Annotated in this window: 15 protein-coding genes; 7 read left to right on the forward strand and 8 right to left on the reverse strand. The window is 49.2% G+C overall.

Features of this window, described 5'->3' with window-relative positions; genetic code table 11:
* Positions 1-7 precede the first annotated feature (7 nt).
* The gene (msrB, locus tag ACOJUO_RS00025; RefSeq protein ID WP_422134672.1) at positions 8-400 is read right to left on the reverse strand and encodes a peptide-methionine (R)-S-oxide reductase MsrB; all 393 of its coding nucleotides are present in this window, start codon (positions 398-400) and stop codon (positions 8-10) included.
* Positions 397-648, reverse strand: coding sequence for a hypothetical protein (locus tag ACOJUO_RS00030; protein ID WP_422138591.1), 252 nt, complete (start codon positions 646-648; stop codon positions 397-399). The genes msrB and ACOJUO_RS00030 overlap by 4 nt, the downstream gene beginning before the upstream one ends.
* Before the next feature lie 44 nt (positions 649-692).
* Here ACOJUO_RS00030 and ACOJUO_RS00035 point away from each other — a divergent pair, with 44 nt between their 5' ends.
* The 5 genes from ACOJUO_RS00035 to ACOJUO_RS00055 all read left to right on the forward strand — a co-directional run bounded on the left by ACOJUO_RS00035 (position 693) and on the right by ACOJUO_RS00055 (position 5,166).
* Positions 693-1,910 carry a pyridoxal phosphate-dependent aminotransferase gene (locus tag ACOJUO_RS00035; RefSeq protein WP_422138592.1) on the forward strand — a complete coding sequence of 406 codons (1,218 nt, stop codon included), beginning with the start codon at positions 693-695 and terminating at the stop codon, positions 1,908-1,910.
* Between the two features lie 66 nt (positions 1,911-1,976).
* The gene (locus tag ACOJUO_RS00040) at positions 1,977-2,405 is read left to right on the forward strand and encodes a hypothetical protein (protein ID WP_422134674.1); all 429 of its coding nucleotides are present in this window, start codon (positions 1,977-1,979) and stop codon (positions 2,403-2,405) included.
* 101 nt (positions 2,406-2,506) lie between these two features.
* Positions 2,507-3,394, forward strand: coding sequence for a protease HtpX (gene htpX, locus ACOJUO_RS00045; protein WP_422134675.1), 888 nt, complete (start codon positions 2,507-2,509; stop codon positions 3,392-3,394).
* 334 nt (positions 3,395-3,728) lie between these two features.
* Entirely contained in the window at positions 3,729-4,874 is a 1,146-nt protein-coding gene (gene rnd, locus ACOJUO_RS00050) for a ribonuclease D (protein ID WP_422134676.1), read from the forward strand.
* A gap of 43 nt (positions 4,875-4,917) precedes the next feature.
* Positions 4,918-5,166 carry a YcgL domain-containing protein gene (locus ACOJUO_RS00055; protein ID WP_422134677.1) on the forward strand — a complete coding sequence of 83 codons (249 nt, stop codon included), beginning with the start codon at positions 4,918-4,920 and terminating at the stop codon, positions 5,164-5,166.
* Between the two features lie 194 nt (positions 5,167-5,360).
* On the opposite strand, the gene ACOJUO_RS00060 is transcribed toward ACOJUO_RS00055, so the two are convergent.
* Positions 5,361-5,672, reverse strand: coding sequence for a hypothetical protein (locus ACOJUO_RS00060; RefSeq protein ID WP_422138593.1), 312 nt, complete (start codon positions 5,670-5,672; stop codon positions 5,361-5,363).
* A gap of 85 nt (positions 5,673-5,757) precedes the next feature.
* Here ACOJUO_RS00060 and ACOJUO_RS00065 point away from each other — a divergent pair, with 85 nt between their 5' ends.
* Together ACOJUO_RS00065 and ACOJUO_RS00070 are read left to right on the forward strand one after the other, a co-directional pair.
* Positions 5,758-10,185, forward strand: coding sequence for a hypothetical protein (locus ACOJUO_RS00065; RefSeq protein WP_422138594.1), 4,428 nt, complete (start codon positions 5,758-5,760; stop codon positions 10,183-10,185).
* Positions 10,175-10,678: a YcgN family cysteine cluster protein gene (locus ACOJUO_RS00070; RefSeq protein WP_422138595.1), complete on the forward strand. Its 504-nt coding sequence runs from the start codon at positions 10,175-10,177 to the stop codon at positions 10,676-10,678. Before ACOJUO_RS00065 ends, ACOJUO_RS00070 begins: the two co-directional genes overlap by 11 nt.
* A 119-nt stretch (positions 10,679-10,797) precedes the next feature.
* On the opposite strand, the gene ACOJUO_RS00075 is transcribed toward ACOJUO_RS00070, so the two are convergent.
* The 5 genes from ACOJUO_RS00075 to ACOJUO_RS00095 all read right to left on the reverse strand — a co-directional run bounded on the left by ACOJUO_RS00075 (position 10,798) and on the right by ACOJUO_RS00095 (position 14,975).
* Positions 10,798-11,073 carry a hypothetical protein gene (locus ACOJUO_RS00075; RefSeq protein ID WP_422134680.1) on the reverse strand — a complete coding sequence of 92 codons (276 nt, stop codon included), beginning with the start codon at positions 11,071-11,073 and terminating at the stop codon, positions 10,798-10,800.
* A gap of 74 nt (positions 11,074-11,147) precedes the next feature.
* Positions 11,148-11,972 carry an NADPH-dependent 7-cyano-7-deazaguanine reductase QueF gene (gene queF / locus ACOJUO_RS00080; RefSeq protein ID WP_422138596.1) on the reverse strand — a complete coding sequence of 275 codons (825 nt, stop codon included), beginning with the start codon at positions 11,970-11,972 and terminating at the stop codon, positions 11,148-11,150.
* 91 nt (positions 11,973-12,063) lie between these two features.
* The gene (locus ACOJUO_RS00085; RefSeq protein WP_422137128.1) at positions 12,064-12,777 is read right to left on the reverse strand and encodes an ABC transporter permease; all 714 of its coding nucleotides are present in this window, start codon (positions 12,775-12,777) and stop codon (positions 12,064-12,066) included.
* 62 nt (positions 12,778-12,839) lie between these two features.
* A complete protein-coding gene (locus ACOJUO_RS00090) occupies positions 12,840-13,811 on the reverse strand; it encodes an ABC transporter ATP-binding protein (protein WP_422140099.1) in 972 nt (323 codons plus the stop codon).
* A 258-nt stretch (positions 13,812-14,069) separates the two neighbouring features.
* The gene (locus ACOJUO_RS00095; protein ID WP_422138597.1) at positions 14,070-14,975 is read right to left on the reverse strand and encodes a TIGR01777 family oxidoreductase; all 906 of its coding nucleotides are present in this window, start codon (positions 14,973-14,975) and stop codon (positions 14,070-14,072) included.
* Positions 14,976-15,035: the final 60 nt, after the last annotated feature.

Consider the following 15,035-nt stretch of genomic DNA (forward strand, 5'->3'; position numbering starts at 1 on the left):
GCGCTATTCAGTTGTCTGCTTTGAACTGAAGAGCGACTGAATTCATGCAGTACCTCAACCCTGTAGGCTCAGGCCCATCAGGAAATACATGCCCCAGATGCGCGTTGCAGGCTGAACACACCACTTCTGTCCGCTCCATACCCAGGCTTTTGTCTTCAAGGTAATTGACCGCCTCCTTATCCACGACTTCCCAGAAGCTGGGCCAACCACAGCCGGCATCAAATTTGGTCGTGGATTCGAACAGGATTTGATCACAGCAGACACAGCTATAACGACCCAGGCCATCAAAATGAACGTACTCACCAGAAAAAGGCCGTTCGGTACCCTTTTGCCGACAGACATAATACTGCTCTTCAGTCAGCTCTGACTGCCATTGGGCATCGGTTTTTTCAACTTTCATACCACCTCCAGCTTCTTTAACGGAAATATCCGGATTGGGTCGTGCACTGTAGCCTTAAAGCGATCATAATGGCCACCTGATTCCCTGCCAGAGAGAACATTTTTTACCCACTCTTGTCTATTTATAGTCAGGTTTATAATCAGATTGATGATGTTCCAGAGAATCCCATGACCTGATCCACAACGATCGGAACTGACGCCACTCATTAACGGAGCAATACTCAGGCAGCCCTGAGTAACAGATAACATACAAAAAGACAATGAGCCTTATATCGGCCACAGGAAAAGAACCCATGAAGGATATTGAGAAGTCCCTGAAACTGGCAAACGTCTGCTACGAAATACGTGGTCCGGTATTGCGCGAAGCCAGAAGACTGGAGGAGGAAGGCCAGCGTGTTCTGAAACTGAACACAGGCAACCCTGCGCCTTTTGGCTTTGATGCACCTGAAGAGATTATTCAAGACGTCATTCTCAACCTCCCCAACTCCCAGGGCTACACCGACTCCAAGGGTTTGTTTTCGGCACGCAAGGCCGTAATGCACTACTGTCAGCAGAAAGATTTTCCCGGTGTCGAGCTGGAAGACATTTTTATCGGTAATGGCGTCAGCGAACTGGTCGTCATGGCCATGCAGGGATTACTGAACAACGGTGATGAATTGCTGATCCCGGCGCCGGACTACCCTCTCTGGACTGCGGCGGCTAACCTTTCAGGAGGCCGAGCGGTTCACTACCTCTGTGACGAGCAATCTGACTGGTACCCTGACCTGGATGATATTCGCAGCAAAATCACCGCCAAGACCCGGGGCATTGTTGTCATCAACCCTAACAATCCAACGGGTGCCGTTTACCCACCTGAGCTGCTGCAGGAAATCATTGAGATTGCCCGCCAGCACAGCCTGATTATTTTTGCTGACGAGATCTACGACAAGATCCTCTTCGATGGAACAGAGCACACTGCCATGGCATCGCTGGCGGATGATGTGTTCATGATCTCATTCAACGGGCTCTCCAAATCTTATCGTGCAGCCGGTTTTCGTTCTGGCTGGATGGTTGCCAGTGGTCCCAAACATAAAGCCAGGGACTACCTGGAAGGTCTGGAAATGCTGGCCTCCATGCGTCTGTGTTCCAACGTTCCTGCCCAGCATGCTATTCAAACGGCACTGGGGGGTTACCAGAGCATCAATGACCTCGTTCTTCCCGGCGGCAGACTCCTGGCACAGAGAGATGTGATCTACGAGCGCCTGAATCAGATACCCGGTGTCAGCTGTGTCAAACCCAGGGGAGCCCTTTACGTGTTCCCGAAACTGGACCCGAAAAAGTATCCGATTCACGACGATGAACAGCTGGTACTCGACCTGCTGATTCAGGAAAAAATTCTGCTCGTACAGGGTCGTGCCTTCAACTGGCCGGACCCGGACCATCTCAGGATAATTACCCTGCCCCGGGTTGAAGATCTGGAGATGGTGGGCGATAAACTTGAACGATTCCTGAGCCGATACAAACAATCATAATCCTGGCCGTGACTCAACGGCCCATTTGCTACCGATTACTGAATTCCGGACACTCACATTCTGAACATGGCTGACATCCACATCGACGACTTTTTTCATGATTGTGCCAAGACACTGGTACATCTCTACAATGTCTTCCCGCGGCTGACCTCTCTGTACGTCGACGACATCATTACGCCCGTGCCCGTGGATGAATTCGGATTACCCGGCAAGCGACACCAGGCCTGCTTTGACAGTTTTCTCTGGCTGGCCAGAGAAGGCTACATACACTACTCCGAAAGAGTTCGGCTGGAAGGGCTGGACCAGGTGGTTCTGACTGAAAAAAGTTTCCTCAGGCTCGGTATGCCAAGCCTGAAAACCGAATTGGAAGACCTGCCAGAACCGATGCTTCAGAAACAGAGGACTCTGGGCTGGCAGTTTCGTGAAACATTAAAATCCGGGACCACCCACCAGCTGAACCTGCTCTGCCAGCACTTTTTCGCCTGCAAAGCCTGAAGGAGTGTAAACATTGTTAAATGTGACGGGCTGAGGATTGAAATCCGGACTCAACGCCTCCATAGTCCAACTATCCAACTAACAAAGGCAACCATTCGGTAATGAAAAGAATTCTGCTATTTCTTGCAACTAACCTTGCTGTCATCGCAGTCGCCAGCATCACGCTTAACATCCTTGGCGTGGGTAGCTATGTCACAGCCCAGGGACTCGATATGAAGTCACTGCTGGCTTTCTGTGCCGTTTTCGGTTTTGCCGGTTCATTGGTTTCTCTGCTCCTTTCCAAAACCATGGCCAAGATGGGCACAGGCACCCAGGTTATCGATCAGCCCCGAACAGCCCAGGAGCGCTGGTTGATGGATACGGTCAAAGAGCTGTCTGAAAAAGCGGGCATTGGCATGCCGGAAGTGGGTATTTTCCCATCCCCGGAAACCAATGCTTTTGCCACCGGCTGGAACAAAAACGCCTCACTGGTTGCCGTGAGTCAGGGATTATTGGATCGTTTCAGCCCGAGGGAAGCAAGAGCCGTTATTGGTCACGAAATAGGTCACGTTGCTAACGGTGACATGGTGACGCTGGCGCTGATTCAGGGTGTTGTGAACACCTTCGTGATGTTCTTTGCACGTATCATCGGCTATGCCGTAGACAGCTTCCTCCGTCGTGATGAAGAAAACAGTGGCCCGGGTATTGGCTTTTATGTTGTCAGCTTTATTGCCGAGATTGTTCTGGGTATTGCCGCCAGCGCCATCGTGATGTGGTTCTCCCGCAAGCGAGAATTCCGTGCCGATGAAGCCGGTGCCGAGCTCGCAGGTCGTGGTGATATGATTGCCGCTCTGGAAAGACTGAGAGCTGAATACGACGCACCCAGTGCGATGCCTGCCACCATGACGGCCTTCGGTATTCGCAAGAACGGTCAGGGTGGCCTGGCCGCACTGTTCTCCAGCCACCCTCCTCTTGAAGATCGAATTCAGTCGCTGCAATCCCATCGCTGACAGGGTTTCTTTTTTATCGCACCCACTCACTCCACAAGGCTCGCTGATGCGGGCCTTTTTATTACGAAAGCACTTCTGCTTCAGGATTACGAATACACACTTAGTCAAGCCAATGATGCATGTCTGCTCTGGCCTTCTTGATCCTGTAAATGTTCATAATTATTGTTTAATTCGATTGAGGATATACGTTTCAGCTTCTTCATGGGGGATGAGAGTATCTGAGCCATCTTGTCCACGAATTTACTGACTTTCTCATCAAGCCCTGGAGAATATTGTTTTGGCTTCAGAGACAAGCTCCTTATAATAGGCTTTTATTTCTAATCCAGCTGCTTATATGCCTATTGAACATCCTGACCCCATCTGGGTCCTCGACAGCGAAAGCCTTAACCATTACTGCCAGCAGTGGCTTGAGCTGGATGCCATTGCACTGGACACAGAGTTTATTCGCACTGATACCTTTTACCCTATTCCCGGACTGATTCAGGTGGGTACCGGTGACAGAGTTTTCCTGATTGACCCACTCAGTGTTCAGGACTGGGCTTCCTTTGGCCGGGTTCTGCAATCCAAATCTGTCATCAAAGTCCTTCACGCCTGCGGAGAAGATCTCGAAGTTTTCAATATTCTCACCGGCTGCCGCCCAGTTGCATTGCTGGATACACAGCTTGCTGCGGCCTATGCAGGACTGGGACATTCATTAAGCTACCAAAACTTGCTAAAGGCGCTTCTGGAAGTGGACCTGCCCAAGGATGCCACTCGCTCAGACTGGCTTCAGCGACCACTGACTGAAGCCCAGATCAGCTATGCCACGCTCGATGTCGTTCACCTGCTGGAAGCTTATGAGCTATTACTCGAAAAAATGAAAGGCAAGCCTCAGTTGCAATGGCTTAACGAGGATTGTGACACCTTGCTCAGCTCGCCATTGTTTCCGGTCCCCGGCGAAATCTGGAAAGATGTTAAGCGTGCCTGGCAATTGCAGCCTCAACAACTGGCGGTTTTACAGAAGATCTGTGAATACCGTGAACTGGAAGCCCGAAAAACCAATACCCCGCGCAACCGGGTCATCCCCAAGGGAAGCCTGTGGCCAATTGCCCGTTATATGCCGGAGAATATACGTTCACTCTCTTCCATTCAGGATATGAAACCCAAAACGCTTCGAAAATACGGCGGGATTATTCTGAACCTGGTCAAACAGGCCAAAGACAGTCCGGAAGCTGACTATCCGGAACAGCTCCCTGCCCCCCTGCCGAAAGCCGCCCGCGACTATGGCAAACTGATCAAGGCCTGGGTGACTCACAAATCAGATGAGCTGAATGTACCTGCAGAGCTGTTATTCCCGGGAAAAATGTCTAACGCACTCTTACGTCAGTGGCAAAACAGTGGCCGTTTTTCGATGCCAGAGAGCATTAAAGGCTGGCGACAACGGGAAATTGCCGAACCCCTGATTCTGGCTATGAAAGAGTACAAAGAGAACCAGAGATAATTACTTCCCAGACTCCAGGCAAATTCAAGATAGTATTAATATTATGTCTAAAATTCTTGCTTCCATTTTCAAAAGCAGCAAACGCAACGAGATGTACCTTTACGTTGACAAGCGTGATCAACTGAAGAAAGTCCCTGAAGCCCTTCATCAGGCTTTCGGCAAAGCTACCCATGTGATGGATATTCTGCTGACACCTGAGCGCAAACTGGCCAGGGCAGACATTGAAAAAGTGATGACCGGGATTCAGGAAAAGGGGTTTTACCTGCAGATGCCCCCAGCCGAAGAAGACTAAGTACCTGGCCAGTTGGTTTCGCATATTCTGGCGAGTGGATTTTTTCATCCTTCAAGGCGCAACGACGGGCGCGTAGCCTTAGCTACGCAACCAGAGTTGGAACGCAGAAGGGTGGAAAAAGCCGCCGTCCAGAATATGCGAAACCAACTGGTTAGGTACTTACATTCAACACCTTCCTGAAGAACTGCTGAGCTTTAACGACCCGCTGTGAAAACAAGGGTATAGAGCCCGGTTTGTCCTGAGCCCTGACATTCAGGCAAGCCAGTGGGTACCACCACAAACTGCAAAAACAAGGTTGCAGACAGAGTTGACTCAGAAATATTCGTCAACTCCGTTAATGGCGTTATAGCCAGTGCAGTGCTATACAGACTCGTGCAAATGGCAACCAGTTCGCCAGGGTCTATGAGACGCTCACAAAAAAACAAAATTGTCTGCTCGGTAACCCGATCACTGCTTCTGCTAGTGACGATGGTGTTTTGGGAATCGCTGCTTGCGATGGGGCTCACCGGCTCAAGTCCGCTGCCAGCACATTCCTTATATGCCAATAAGCTGGCTAAACCTGAACAGCCCGACCCTTTTCCGGTCGGGTTTATGCTGTTCGCTTTCAGTTTGCTTCAGCTACTGCCAAATATCAGTCCTCCTGAGTCGCTTCAACTGCCTCTCCTACCCGATTGGCCAATAAAACAAACACGCCGCATTGATCGGGTGACCTGGTCCCCTGAAGCGCCTGAGAAGACGACCAACACGCCCATCGCCATGGATGCTGCCGGGGGAGATGATGGCGATAAGCCACCTGATGGAAACAACTGGAATTCTGACCCGGAACCCCAGCCTGACCTTATCCTTGTTCCTGATCCTGTTCAAAAATGCCAGCAACAAAAAAGACAACTGCTTAGAGTATTACGAATAAAACGACTATGGGCTACTATGACGGGCCAAACAACGCTGGCCCGGATTATGTCAGACCGGATCATGGTAATTAAAGCCGACCTTCTTGATCTGGAAAGGTCAGGCCCTGCCGGGTTTCAAACGGGGCTGGTTCAGTCATGGCTGGCAGAGAATGGTCAGGAACTCAGTGTTTACTGTGAAATCATTTCTGGCAAATATTCTGGCCGACAGGCGGCTTCCGGCGACAAGAATCAAACCTCCCGAACGACCAAAGAACCAACAACTGCGACCACAGCTCAGAACAGCCAGAGGAGCCGAGTCGCTGCCCGTAACCAGAGAACCGGTTCAATAGACGGCAGCGATCGTGGAGGCGACGAGCCACCGGGCCCCTCAGCTCAGCAGGATACCGGAAAAGCCGCTGTCAATTGTTCGAAGTGTGACAAGGCGCTGACTCAACAGGAATTAAGACGTGTAGCTAATGAGACAGCAGCTTCAGCATTTTTATGCAACCAGTGCCTGTCGGGCACTCACGGCAAAAAGAGGGCAAGACCAGCCCACCATGAAACAGAGCCAGATTCATCAGAACCCACTCAGAAAAAAAAGAAGGACGCGGGTAGAAAGAGAAAGATTTCACAAGCAGCCGCTGCACCACCGGCCAAAAAAAGTAAACCGGCAGACACTCAGACCCCCGACGACCCATTAGAAAAAGTAAAAGAAAACATCAAATACAAATTAAGCAAGGAAGATCTGGAGAAAGTGCAAACTTTGATTGAGGTATTCAAGAAAAAAAACATCACCGTCAAGCACACTTTTTATAAGCTGCTTGGTTTCGTAGAGAGAGAGTCTTTTAATGATTTCTTCGATAATGCCACTGCGTTTTTTGGGCATCTTCCTGAAAACGTCAAAAATACCGGCATGCTGACCAGCATGCTACATAATGTCAGAAAATATATCCGTAGCTTTGCACAACGTAGCCAGGATGAACTCGAATATTTGGCGGGTTTGGATTTATTGACTTCCCTCTCTTCCATGAACAATAGCAAAGGCATACCCAGACAAGAGGAAGTGGAAGAAGTGCTGGGCTGGCCGGAATGGAAAGACCAGAATGGCGAGTTCGATAGGGAACGGTTCCAGTCTTTCTCGTCCATGTACAACACAAAAGGCTTGCCCGAGCATAAGGATGTGGAAGAGGTGCTCGGCTGGTCGGAGTGGAAAGACAAGGATGGCCAATTCAATATAAAGTTGTTCCGCTGCTTCTCATCCATGAATCATGGCAAAGGAAAGCTCAACTATGAGAAAGTGAAAGAAATATTGGGCTGGCCGGAATGGAAAGACAAGTATGGAAAGTTCAATATGGAGCTGTTCCGCGCCTTCTCGTCCCTGAATAGTTCCAAAGGCATGCTTAAACATGAGGCAGTGGAAGAGATCCTTGACTGGCCGGAATGGAAAGACAAGGATGGCGAGTTCAATATGGAGCTGTTTCGCGCTTTCTCATCCATGAATGGTGGCAAAGGCATGCTCAAAAAAAAGGAAGTGGAAGAGGTGCTGGCCTGGCCGGAATGGAAAGACAGGGATGGCGAGTTCAATATGGAGCTGTTCCGCGCTTTCTCGTCCCTGAATAGTTGCAAAGGCATGCCCAAACATGAGGAACATAAAAAATTAAAAGCAATGCTGGACTGGCCGGAATGGAGAGATGAGGATGGCCAATTCAATATGGATTTATTCCGCTCTTTCTCGTCTATGTTAACCAAAAAAGGTATGCCCAAACACAAGGAAGTGAAGGTGGTGCTGGGCTGGCAGGTATGGAAAGACAAGGATGGCGCGTTCAATATGGAGCTGTTCCGCGCTTTCTCATCCATGAATGGTGGCAAAGGCATGCCTGAACATGAGGAGGAAGTGAAAGAGGTTCTGGGCTGGCAGGTGTGGAAAGATAAGTATGGCGAGTTCAGTATGGAGCGACTCCGCACCTTCTCGTCCATGATTCATTCCAGAGGCTTGCCTGAACATGAGGAGGAAGTGAAAGAGGTTCTGAACTGGCCGGAATGGAAAGATAAGTATGGCGAGTTCAGTATGGAGCGGCTCCGCGCATTTTCTTCCATGAATTTTAGCCGGGGCATGCCCAGATATGAGCAAGTGAAAAAAGTGCTTGGCTGGCCGGAGTGGAAAGACCAGGATGGCGAGTTCAGTAAGGAGCGGTTCCGTGCCTTCTCGTCCATAAATTATGGCCAGGGCGTGCCCAAACATGGGCCAGTGAAAAAAGTGATGAACTGGATAAGCTGCGGGGGGGCACCCAACCATCTGTTATTGCAAATTATGGCCAGACTCTGGGCATCAGAAGGGCTACCTGCTATTGAAGAGCTGAAACACCAGGAAGCACAACTGAAGCAGTGGCTGTTGACAGAATCTACTGAAGAAAATAGCGGCTTGGATGACAACCTGGATAATGAAGAGAATGACAAATTCAATCGCCAGCTAAAAACAGTTTCCCTTTATCTTTCCACCCCTAAACCAGACTGGTTAATCAACTGGGCGGTTTTAAAACAATTTCACCACCGTGAAAAGACTAAACCCGCTCTGATGCTGAAATCATTAATAAGGCTTCTGTCTTCTTATGGAGGGAAAGGCGTCAGGAACTATCTTAAAGCTAATCAACGGAACCGGATTTTTTTGTGGCGTCATTCGGGTAAAACCACGCCTTTGCACGTGTTAAAGAAGACAATGGCTTTGTTTTCTTCAGATGAATACAGAGAGCGTTATGTCTACTTTGTCAAGCGGCTGATGTCATTGCCGGGTAAAAACCAATGGCAACAGCTCTCAACCCGGTTGCAACAACTATCGGGCGTGCTGAAACACGACTCTATGAAAAGACTCTACTGGGAAATCCTGCAACCCTTAACAAAGGATGATCAACTGCGTTTTCTGGATGCCAGCCATGCCCGGGCTGTATTCGATCTGTTTCCTTCTTTGAGCGCCCTGCAAAAACTCAGCAAAGAGCATTCCTCTCAATATTTAAAACGGCTGCTTGAAGCCTGCCTGCAACTAAAAACCCATGAAATCACCAAAAAAGGCATCCAGATACTGTTTGAAGCCTTACTCAAAACCCATAGTCTTCTGCCCTGGGATCAGGATATCCCCGATCACTTTCTGTCCGGGATGCGTTCAACCGATAACAACAATGTTGAGATAACTGTCTCTGGACATATCCAGTCAGGAAAGCAGTTGGCCCTGAGCTATATCGCTGTGCTGATGCAAAACCTCAACGAGATGTCTTTTACCATCAAAGGGCAGCGGCTTGAGGTTGAGGTTGACGGTGTTCAGACCTACCGTTTCCCCATGCCACTGCTGAAAATACGGGATGAAAAAATAGAAATCAGCAACTGGACAGAGGAGCAACTCAGGATTTTTTTGAAAATCACTGAGATGTCTGAACGTTATTATCTGACAGCAGATGAGTGGCAAAAGCGTTTAAAACCCGATTGCCCGGTATACATCCAAAGACGTAAAGCCAAACTGGCCGCAAACAGAGAGCTGAGGGCAGAAGGTGCGTTGACAGCAGCCCCCTTCAATCCGATACCTGTTCATGTTCTGATTCTTCTGGTCAGGAGAGGAATGACCATCAAACCCATCACCTGGAGATCCCTTGACCATCATAAAGAGAGACTGCCTGCCCCCCTGTTTTGCCAACTGAGAGAAAAAGTCGAAGCATCAGGTAGCGAGTGCCCCGATGAGATTAAAGAATCGCTGTCCCAATACCTGGACAACATTCAACCCGGAGACGCTGAAGCCTGTGACACGGTGAGTGAAACAGAAGCACAAAGCATTAACCTGCCAGACAGCAAAAGAGAAAAACAGGCGTTTGACAGTTTGTGGTCAAAGCTAAACCAGACAGAAATTTTTGGCACCGAAATTCTGAACTTACTCGACGAGTATGGGGATGAAATGGAGCTTACGCATACGGTGACCGTCCTTAAAAAAGCCAAAATCGATATCGCTGACTACATACTGGAAGGATGGAGGCAACGGGCATGCAGTAAAATAGAGCAGTTAAAAAAACGGGACACTTTATTATCAGATGTTGCTCCTGATGTTTATCAGAACTGTCAGGAACTGGAGTTGCTTGATGAGCATTAGTCCGTTAGTTTCCCAGTCACACGACACTGTAAATAGTCGGCATTGCGATATGACAACACCTTTCTGGCAGACCCAATCTCTCGAACAGATGACCCCTGAAGAATGGGAGAGTCTTTGCGATGGCTGTGGTCGCTGCTGCCTGCAAAAACTCGAAGATGAGGAGACAGGAGAGGTTCACAACACCTCTCTGGCCTGCCAGCTGCTGGATATTCACAGCTGCCGGTGTTCAGACTATGAACACCGAAAGGAAAAGGTTCCTCAATGCCTGAAACTTACAGCCGGTGATATACCTCATTTTCACTGGTTGCCAGACACCTGTGCCTACCGACTCCTGGCCGAAGGTAAATCGCTCTTCGACTGGCACCCTCTGATATCGGGAAACCCGAACAGCGTTCACCTGGCTGGCATTTCCGTCAGGGCCTTTGCGCAATCAGAAACCTCGGTGCCTGAAGAGGATTGGGAAGATTACATTATCCCCATGCGGCCTGTTTAGAGTTGAGTCACAAGCAAACGAAGTGGCCTCTCCTGCCAGGTTTTTGCTGGCTCCCGGTGTCGGGGAGCCGTTATTTGCCCTTGGCGGAGTTACAGGTCAACTGTGTCAGATCGACTGAGCTATGGGGAGAAGTAATCCAGTACCTCTGTATAGTGGACGCAGCCTCGAATCACAATACCGATATGGCTGGGGAAGAAGTTTGTTGGAGCTGGGTAGCCCTGCACCAGATAAGGAAGAAACTGTTGTCTGCTGGACAACCAGAGAATACCCCAGCCGTTTGATAAAAGTATTAAACTAGCCACTGAATGATAGTCATAAGGACTGCGGATAACATAGCCTGCGGCAAAACTTTTACAGGAAAGACAAAGAGCAGTAAGAGCTATATATTTTTTCATATCGGTAGAGAACCTCCATATACCAAAGAATATATATGGACCAACTTACTGATCTTGCAACTCAAAACCTGACTTTATTGCCTGATCAGACGCCCATCATCCTGCCCGGCCTGATCAGTGCTGCGCCATGGGTTAATATCCAGCCCCCCCCGGCGTACATAGCGGGCATAGACGGTCAGGGACTCCATTTTGAAACGGGCCTGTATTTCTGTGAATACTCTTTCCACACATTGCTCATGAAATTCCTGATGCCCACGGAATGAACAGATAAACTTCAGAAACGACTCATGACTAATGGCTTCTCCCTTATATTGAACAACCACAGTTCCCCAGTCTGGCTGCCCGGTCACAGGACAGTTGGACTTCAGCAGATGAGAATGGATAGTTTCTTCCCGAATGCCTTCAGCCTTTTGCAAAAGATCAGGTGTATAGTCATAGCAATCAATAACCACATCCAGCTCATCCACTCCGGTGCCGGGAGCCGATTTGAATCCGAAAGCTTCCATTTCAGCAATCGTCATCAGCTTTACTCTGACCGGCGCACCTGCAGCCTGGCTGAGATCCTTTTCCATAACCGCCTGAACCTGTGCCACAGAATCAAACTGAGTCTGGTTGAATGAGTTCAGATAAAGCTTGAAGGACTTGGATTCAATCAGGCAGGGAGACTGGCAGGGCAGCTCAAAGCGACCGATCATTGCCAACGGCTTACCCTTGGCGTCAAGCCAGGACAGCTCATAACCAAACCAGACATCACTGCCTGCAAAAGGGAGGTTATCGGGGTCCAGCCCCAACTCCAACTGCTTCTCCCTGCGGGGAATAGGGAACAAAACTTCCGGATTATACTCCGCCTGATACTCACTGTTTTTCCCCAGCGGGGAAGCATTCACTAATTCACTCATAACTTCACTTGACCCAATCCTGTTTGCCCGGCAACCCGGCCAGATCAGTATCCTCTGGAAAAAACGAGGCCTGGAAAGCCTCGCTTCAAATTCAGTTTCGAAGGCCTTTGCCCACTCGCAGAAGGTGGAGAGCCCAGGCGGCCAGTATTACGATAGCCAGAACCATCACAACAAAAGCCCAACCTAAACTGATACCACTGTCCTGTCCCAGGATTCCATATCGAAAGGCATTCACCTGATACAGGATAGGATTCAGCAGCGAGATGGATCGAAATGGCTCTGGAAGCACGTCTATCGAGTAGAAAACACCTCCCAGGTAAGTAAGAGGCGTCAGTACGAAGGTCGGGATGATGGCCACATCGTCAAACTTTCTGGCAAACACTGCATTGATGAAACCACCCAGTGCAAACAGAGTTGCAGTCAGGAAAACAGCCAGCAGGGTAATAAGAATATGATGTACCTGTAGTTCTACGAAGAAAGCGCCCAGTAGCATAACCAGAACACCTACGTAGACCCCCCTGACAACACCACCCATGGTGTAACCGGCCAGAATCACCCAGTTCGGTACGGGTGACACCAGCAACTCTTCAACACACTTCTGAAACTTGTTACTGAAAAAGCTGGAAGCCACATTAGTGAAGCTGTTGGTAATCACCGCCATCATGACCAGACCCGGTACGACAAAGGTCATATAATCAAAGCCACCCATCTCGCCCACTCTGGAGCCAATAACAGCACCAAAAATAACGAAATACAAAGACATGGTCATCGCCGGTGGCAATAGCGTCTGTGGCCAGATCCGCATGAAACGACGAATTTCTTTAGTGAAGATCGTATTAAATGCAACCAGGTTATATTTCCACTCACTCACTGTGCACTTCCTCCCTTCACGGCCGCGCTGTCCTTTGTTTGTCCTGAAGCCGCTAAAGCATCCGAAGTCAGACTGACAAACAACTCCTCAAGACGGTTGGACTTGTTTCTCATACTGGCCACTTCAATTTGATATTCACTCAGCTGCCGGAACAGGTCATTAACCCCCTGGTGCTTGCCGACCTCAACTTCAATACTGTGGTTATCCAACTTCTTGACAATATAATCCGCAAGGGTCGGCAGATCTCCAATCGGCTGTTTCAGATCCAGCACAAAACTTTCTTGTTGCAGTTTGCCCAGCAGAGCCTTGGTGCTGGTGTTCTCGACGATCCTGCCACTGTCAATGATGCCGATATTGCGGCAGAGCTGCTCGGCTTCCTCAAGGTAATGAGTAGTCAGGATAATCGTGGTGCCCTGCTCGTTGATCTCCCTGAGAAAATCCCAGAGAGAGCGACGAAGTTCAATATCAACTCCGGCGGTCGGTTCATCAAGAATCAGTAGTTTTGGCTGATGAATCAGGGCTCTGACAATCATCAAACGTCGCTTCATACCACCGGACAACATTCTTGAGACATTGTGTCGTTTATCCCACAGGCCCAGCTGCTTGAGATACTTCTCGGCACGTTTGCCGGCTTCTTTTGCCGATATGCCGTAATAGCCGGCCTGCGTCACAATGATATCTTCAACTTTTTCAAACTGGTTGAAGTTGAACTCCTGGGGAACGACGCCCAGCATCCGCTTGGCCTTGACAAGGTCAGTATCAATATCGTGCCCGAATATTGAAACCTCGCCTGAAGTCTTGCGAACCAATGATGAAATAATACCAATAGTGGTTGATTTGCCAGCACCATTGGGTCCCAGCAGGGCGTAAAAATCGCCTTCTTCAACTGAGAGATCAATCCCTTTCAGGGCTTGAAATCCATTGTCGTATTGTTTTCTAAGATTCTGTATTTTCAGTGCCTGGGGCATGCTTCTATAGTCCGTATTATGCAGGATTTCTTCTCCATCAGAGCCTCTGCACAGTTTCACTCTTGCTTTACCCTGCTTCCTTTTCATCCATTGCGTGAAGTCAAACAGAGGCGATTAGTCTTGGCAGTTACTTTGAACGTTTTTCCATCATCAGGAAATAGAAAAATATCCTGTTGCTTATGGCTGTCAGTACTTAAAAGAGGGTCATTTTATTATAAAACGACGAAGTAAACGGCACTTTTAGAGCATTTTTTCACGCTATGCTCTGATCAACTGCGTCAGTGCCGGTTTCAATTGTGGATAGGTGAACTGATAGCCTTCAGCCATTAGACGCTCTGGATAAACATTCTGGCCTTTCAATACCATTTCAGAAGATTCCCCCAACATCCACTTCAGAACCCTTGCTGGCATTTTCAACAAGGCGGGACGATTGAGAGTACCAGCCAGAGCCATCGCAAAGTCTTTATTGCTGACCGCTTCAGGGGCGGTGGCATTAAAAGCACCCTCAGCTGATTCATTCTCCAACAAAAACAGCAGCGCATTCACCATATCTTCCATGTGAATCCACGACATCATCTGTTGGCCAGAACCCAGCGGACCTCCAATCCCTAAACGAAAAGGAGTCATCATTTCATGCAACGCACCTCCTTCGGGGTGTAACACAACGCCAGTTCTGACCAGACAAACCCGTACCCCCAGACCTTTGGCACGCTCGGCAGCCTGTTCCCAGCGCACACAGAGCCCTGAAGCAAAGTCGTCTCCTGCGCCGGAAGACTCGTCCAGACGGGCCGCATCATCCCTGCCACCATAAAACCCGATGGCAGAGCCACTGATCAGGCAGCCTGGTCGGTTTTCCATTCGTTCAATCAGGTCAACCAGTTCTGAAGTCAGGGCGACCCGGCTATCGAGCAACTGTGTTTTTCTCGAGGGTGTCCAACGTTTATCCATTACCCCCTCACCGGCCAGATTGATAACGGCATCGAAAGCCACAGAAGGATTCACTGCCGTCAAAGACTTCACAGAACTCACTTCAGGGGTCAGCAGACGTTGGACACCCACGGAATCCTGCCTGCTTAAAATGGTCAGCCGATGCCCTCTTGACAAAAGCCTGGCCACCAGTCGTCGGCCAATAAATCCTGTTCCCCCGGTAATCAGTATCTGCATAACATTAAGTCCTGAAAAAAAACCTTGAGATGGTATTAAAACGTCTTCGGTCCCACGGGA

The sequence above is a fragment of the Endozoicomonas sp. ALC020 genome, assembly GCF_049275935.1.
GTDB lineage: Bacteria > Pseudomonadota > Gammaproteobacteria > Pseudomonadales > Endozoicomonadaceae > Endozoicomonas_A.

Bases quoted from the DNA above. Each gene is read 5' to 3' on its own strand.
- ACOJUO_RS00065 (WP_422138594.1), top strand. From the start codon at position 5,758: ATGCTGTTCGCTTTCAGTTTGCTTCAGCTACTGCCAAATATCAGTCCT.
- ACOJUO_RS00090 (WP_422140099.1), bottom strand. From the start codon at position 13,811: ATGCCCCAGGCACTGAAAATACAGAATCTTAGAAAACAATACGACAAT.
- rnd (WP_422134676.1), top strand. From the start codon at position 3,729: ATGCCTATTGAACATCCTGACCCCATCTGGGTCCTCGACAGCGAAAGC.
- ACOJUO_RS00095 (WP_422138597.1), bottom strand. From the start codon at position 14,975: ATGCAGATACTGATTACCGGGGGAACAGGATTTATTGGCCGACGACTG.
- msrB (WP_422134672.1), bottom strand. From the start codon at position 400: ATGAAAGTTGAAAAAACCGATGCCCAATGGCAGTCAGAGCTGACTGAA.
- queF (WP_422138596.1), bottom strand. From the start codon at position 11,972: ATGAGTGAATTAGTGAATGCTTCCCCGCTGGGGAAAAACAGTGAGTAT.
- ACOJUO_RS00055 (WP_422134677.1), top strand. From the start codon at position 4,918: ATGTCTAAAATTCTTGCTTCCATTTTCAAAAGCAGCAAACGCAACGAG.
- ACOJUO_RS00075 (WP_422134680.1), bottom strand. From the start codon at position 11,073: ATGAAAAAATATATAGCTCTTACTGCTCTTTGTCTTTCCTGTAAAAGT.
- ACOJUO_RS00030 (WP_422138591.1), bottom strand. From the start codon at position 648: ATGTTATCTGTTACTCAGGGCTGCCTGAGTATTGCTCCGTTAATGAGT.
- ACOJUO_RS00070 (WP_422138595.1), top strand. From the start codon at position 10,175: ATGAGCATTAGTCCGTTAGTTTCCCAGTCACACGACACTGTAAATAGT.
- ACOJUO_RS00040 (WP_422134674.1), top strand. From the start codon at position 1,977: ATGGCTGACATCCACATCGACGACTTTTTTCATGATTGTGCCAAGACA.
- htpX (WP_422134675.1), top strand. From the start codon at position 2,507: ATGAAAAGAATTCTGCTATTTCTTGCAACTAACCTTGCTGTCATCGCA.
- ACOJUO_RS00035 (WP_422138592.1), top strand. From the start codon at position 693: ATGAAGGATATTGAGAAGTCCCTGAAACTGGCAAACGTCTGCTACGAA.
- ACOJUO_RS00085 (WP_422137128.1), bottom strand. From the start codon at position 12,777: ATGCGGATCTGGCCACAGACGCTATTGCCACCGGCGATGACCATGTCT.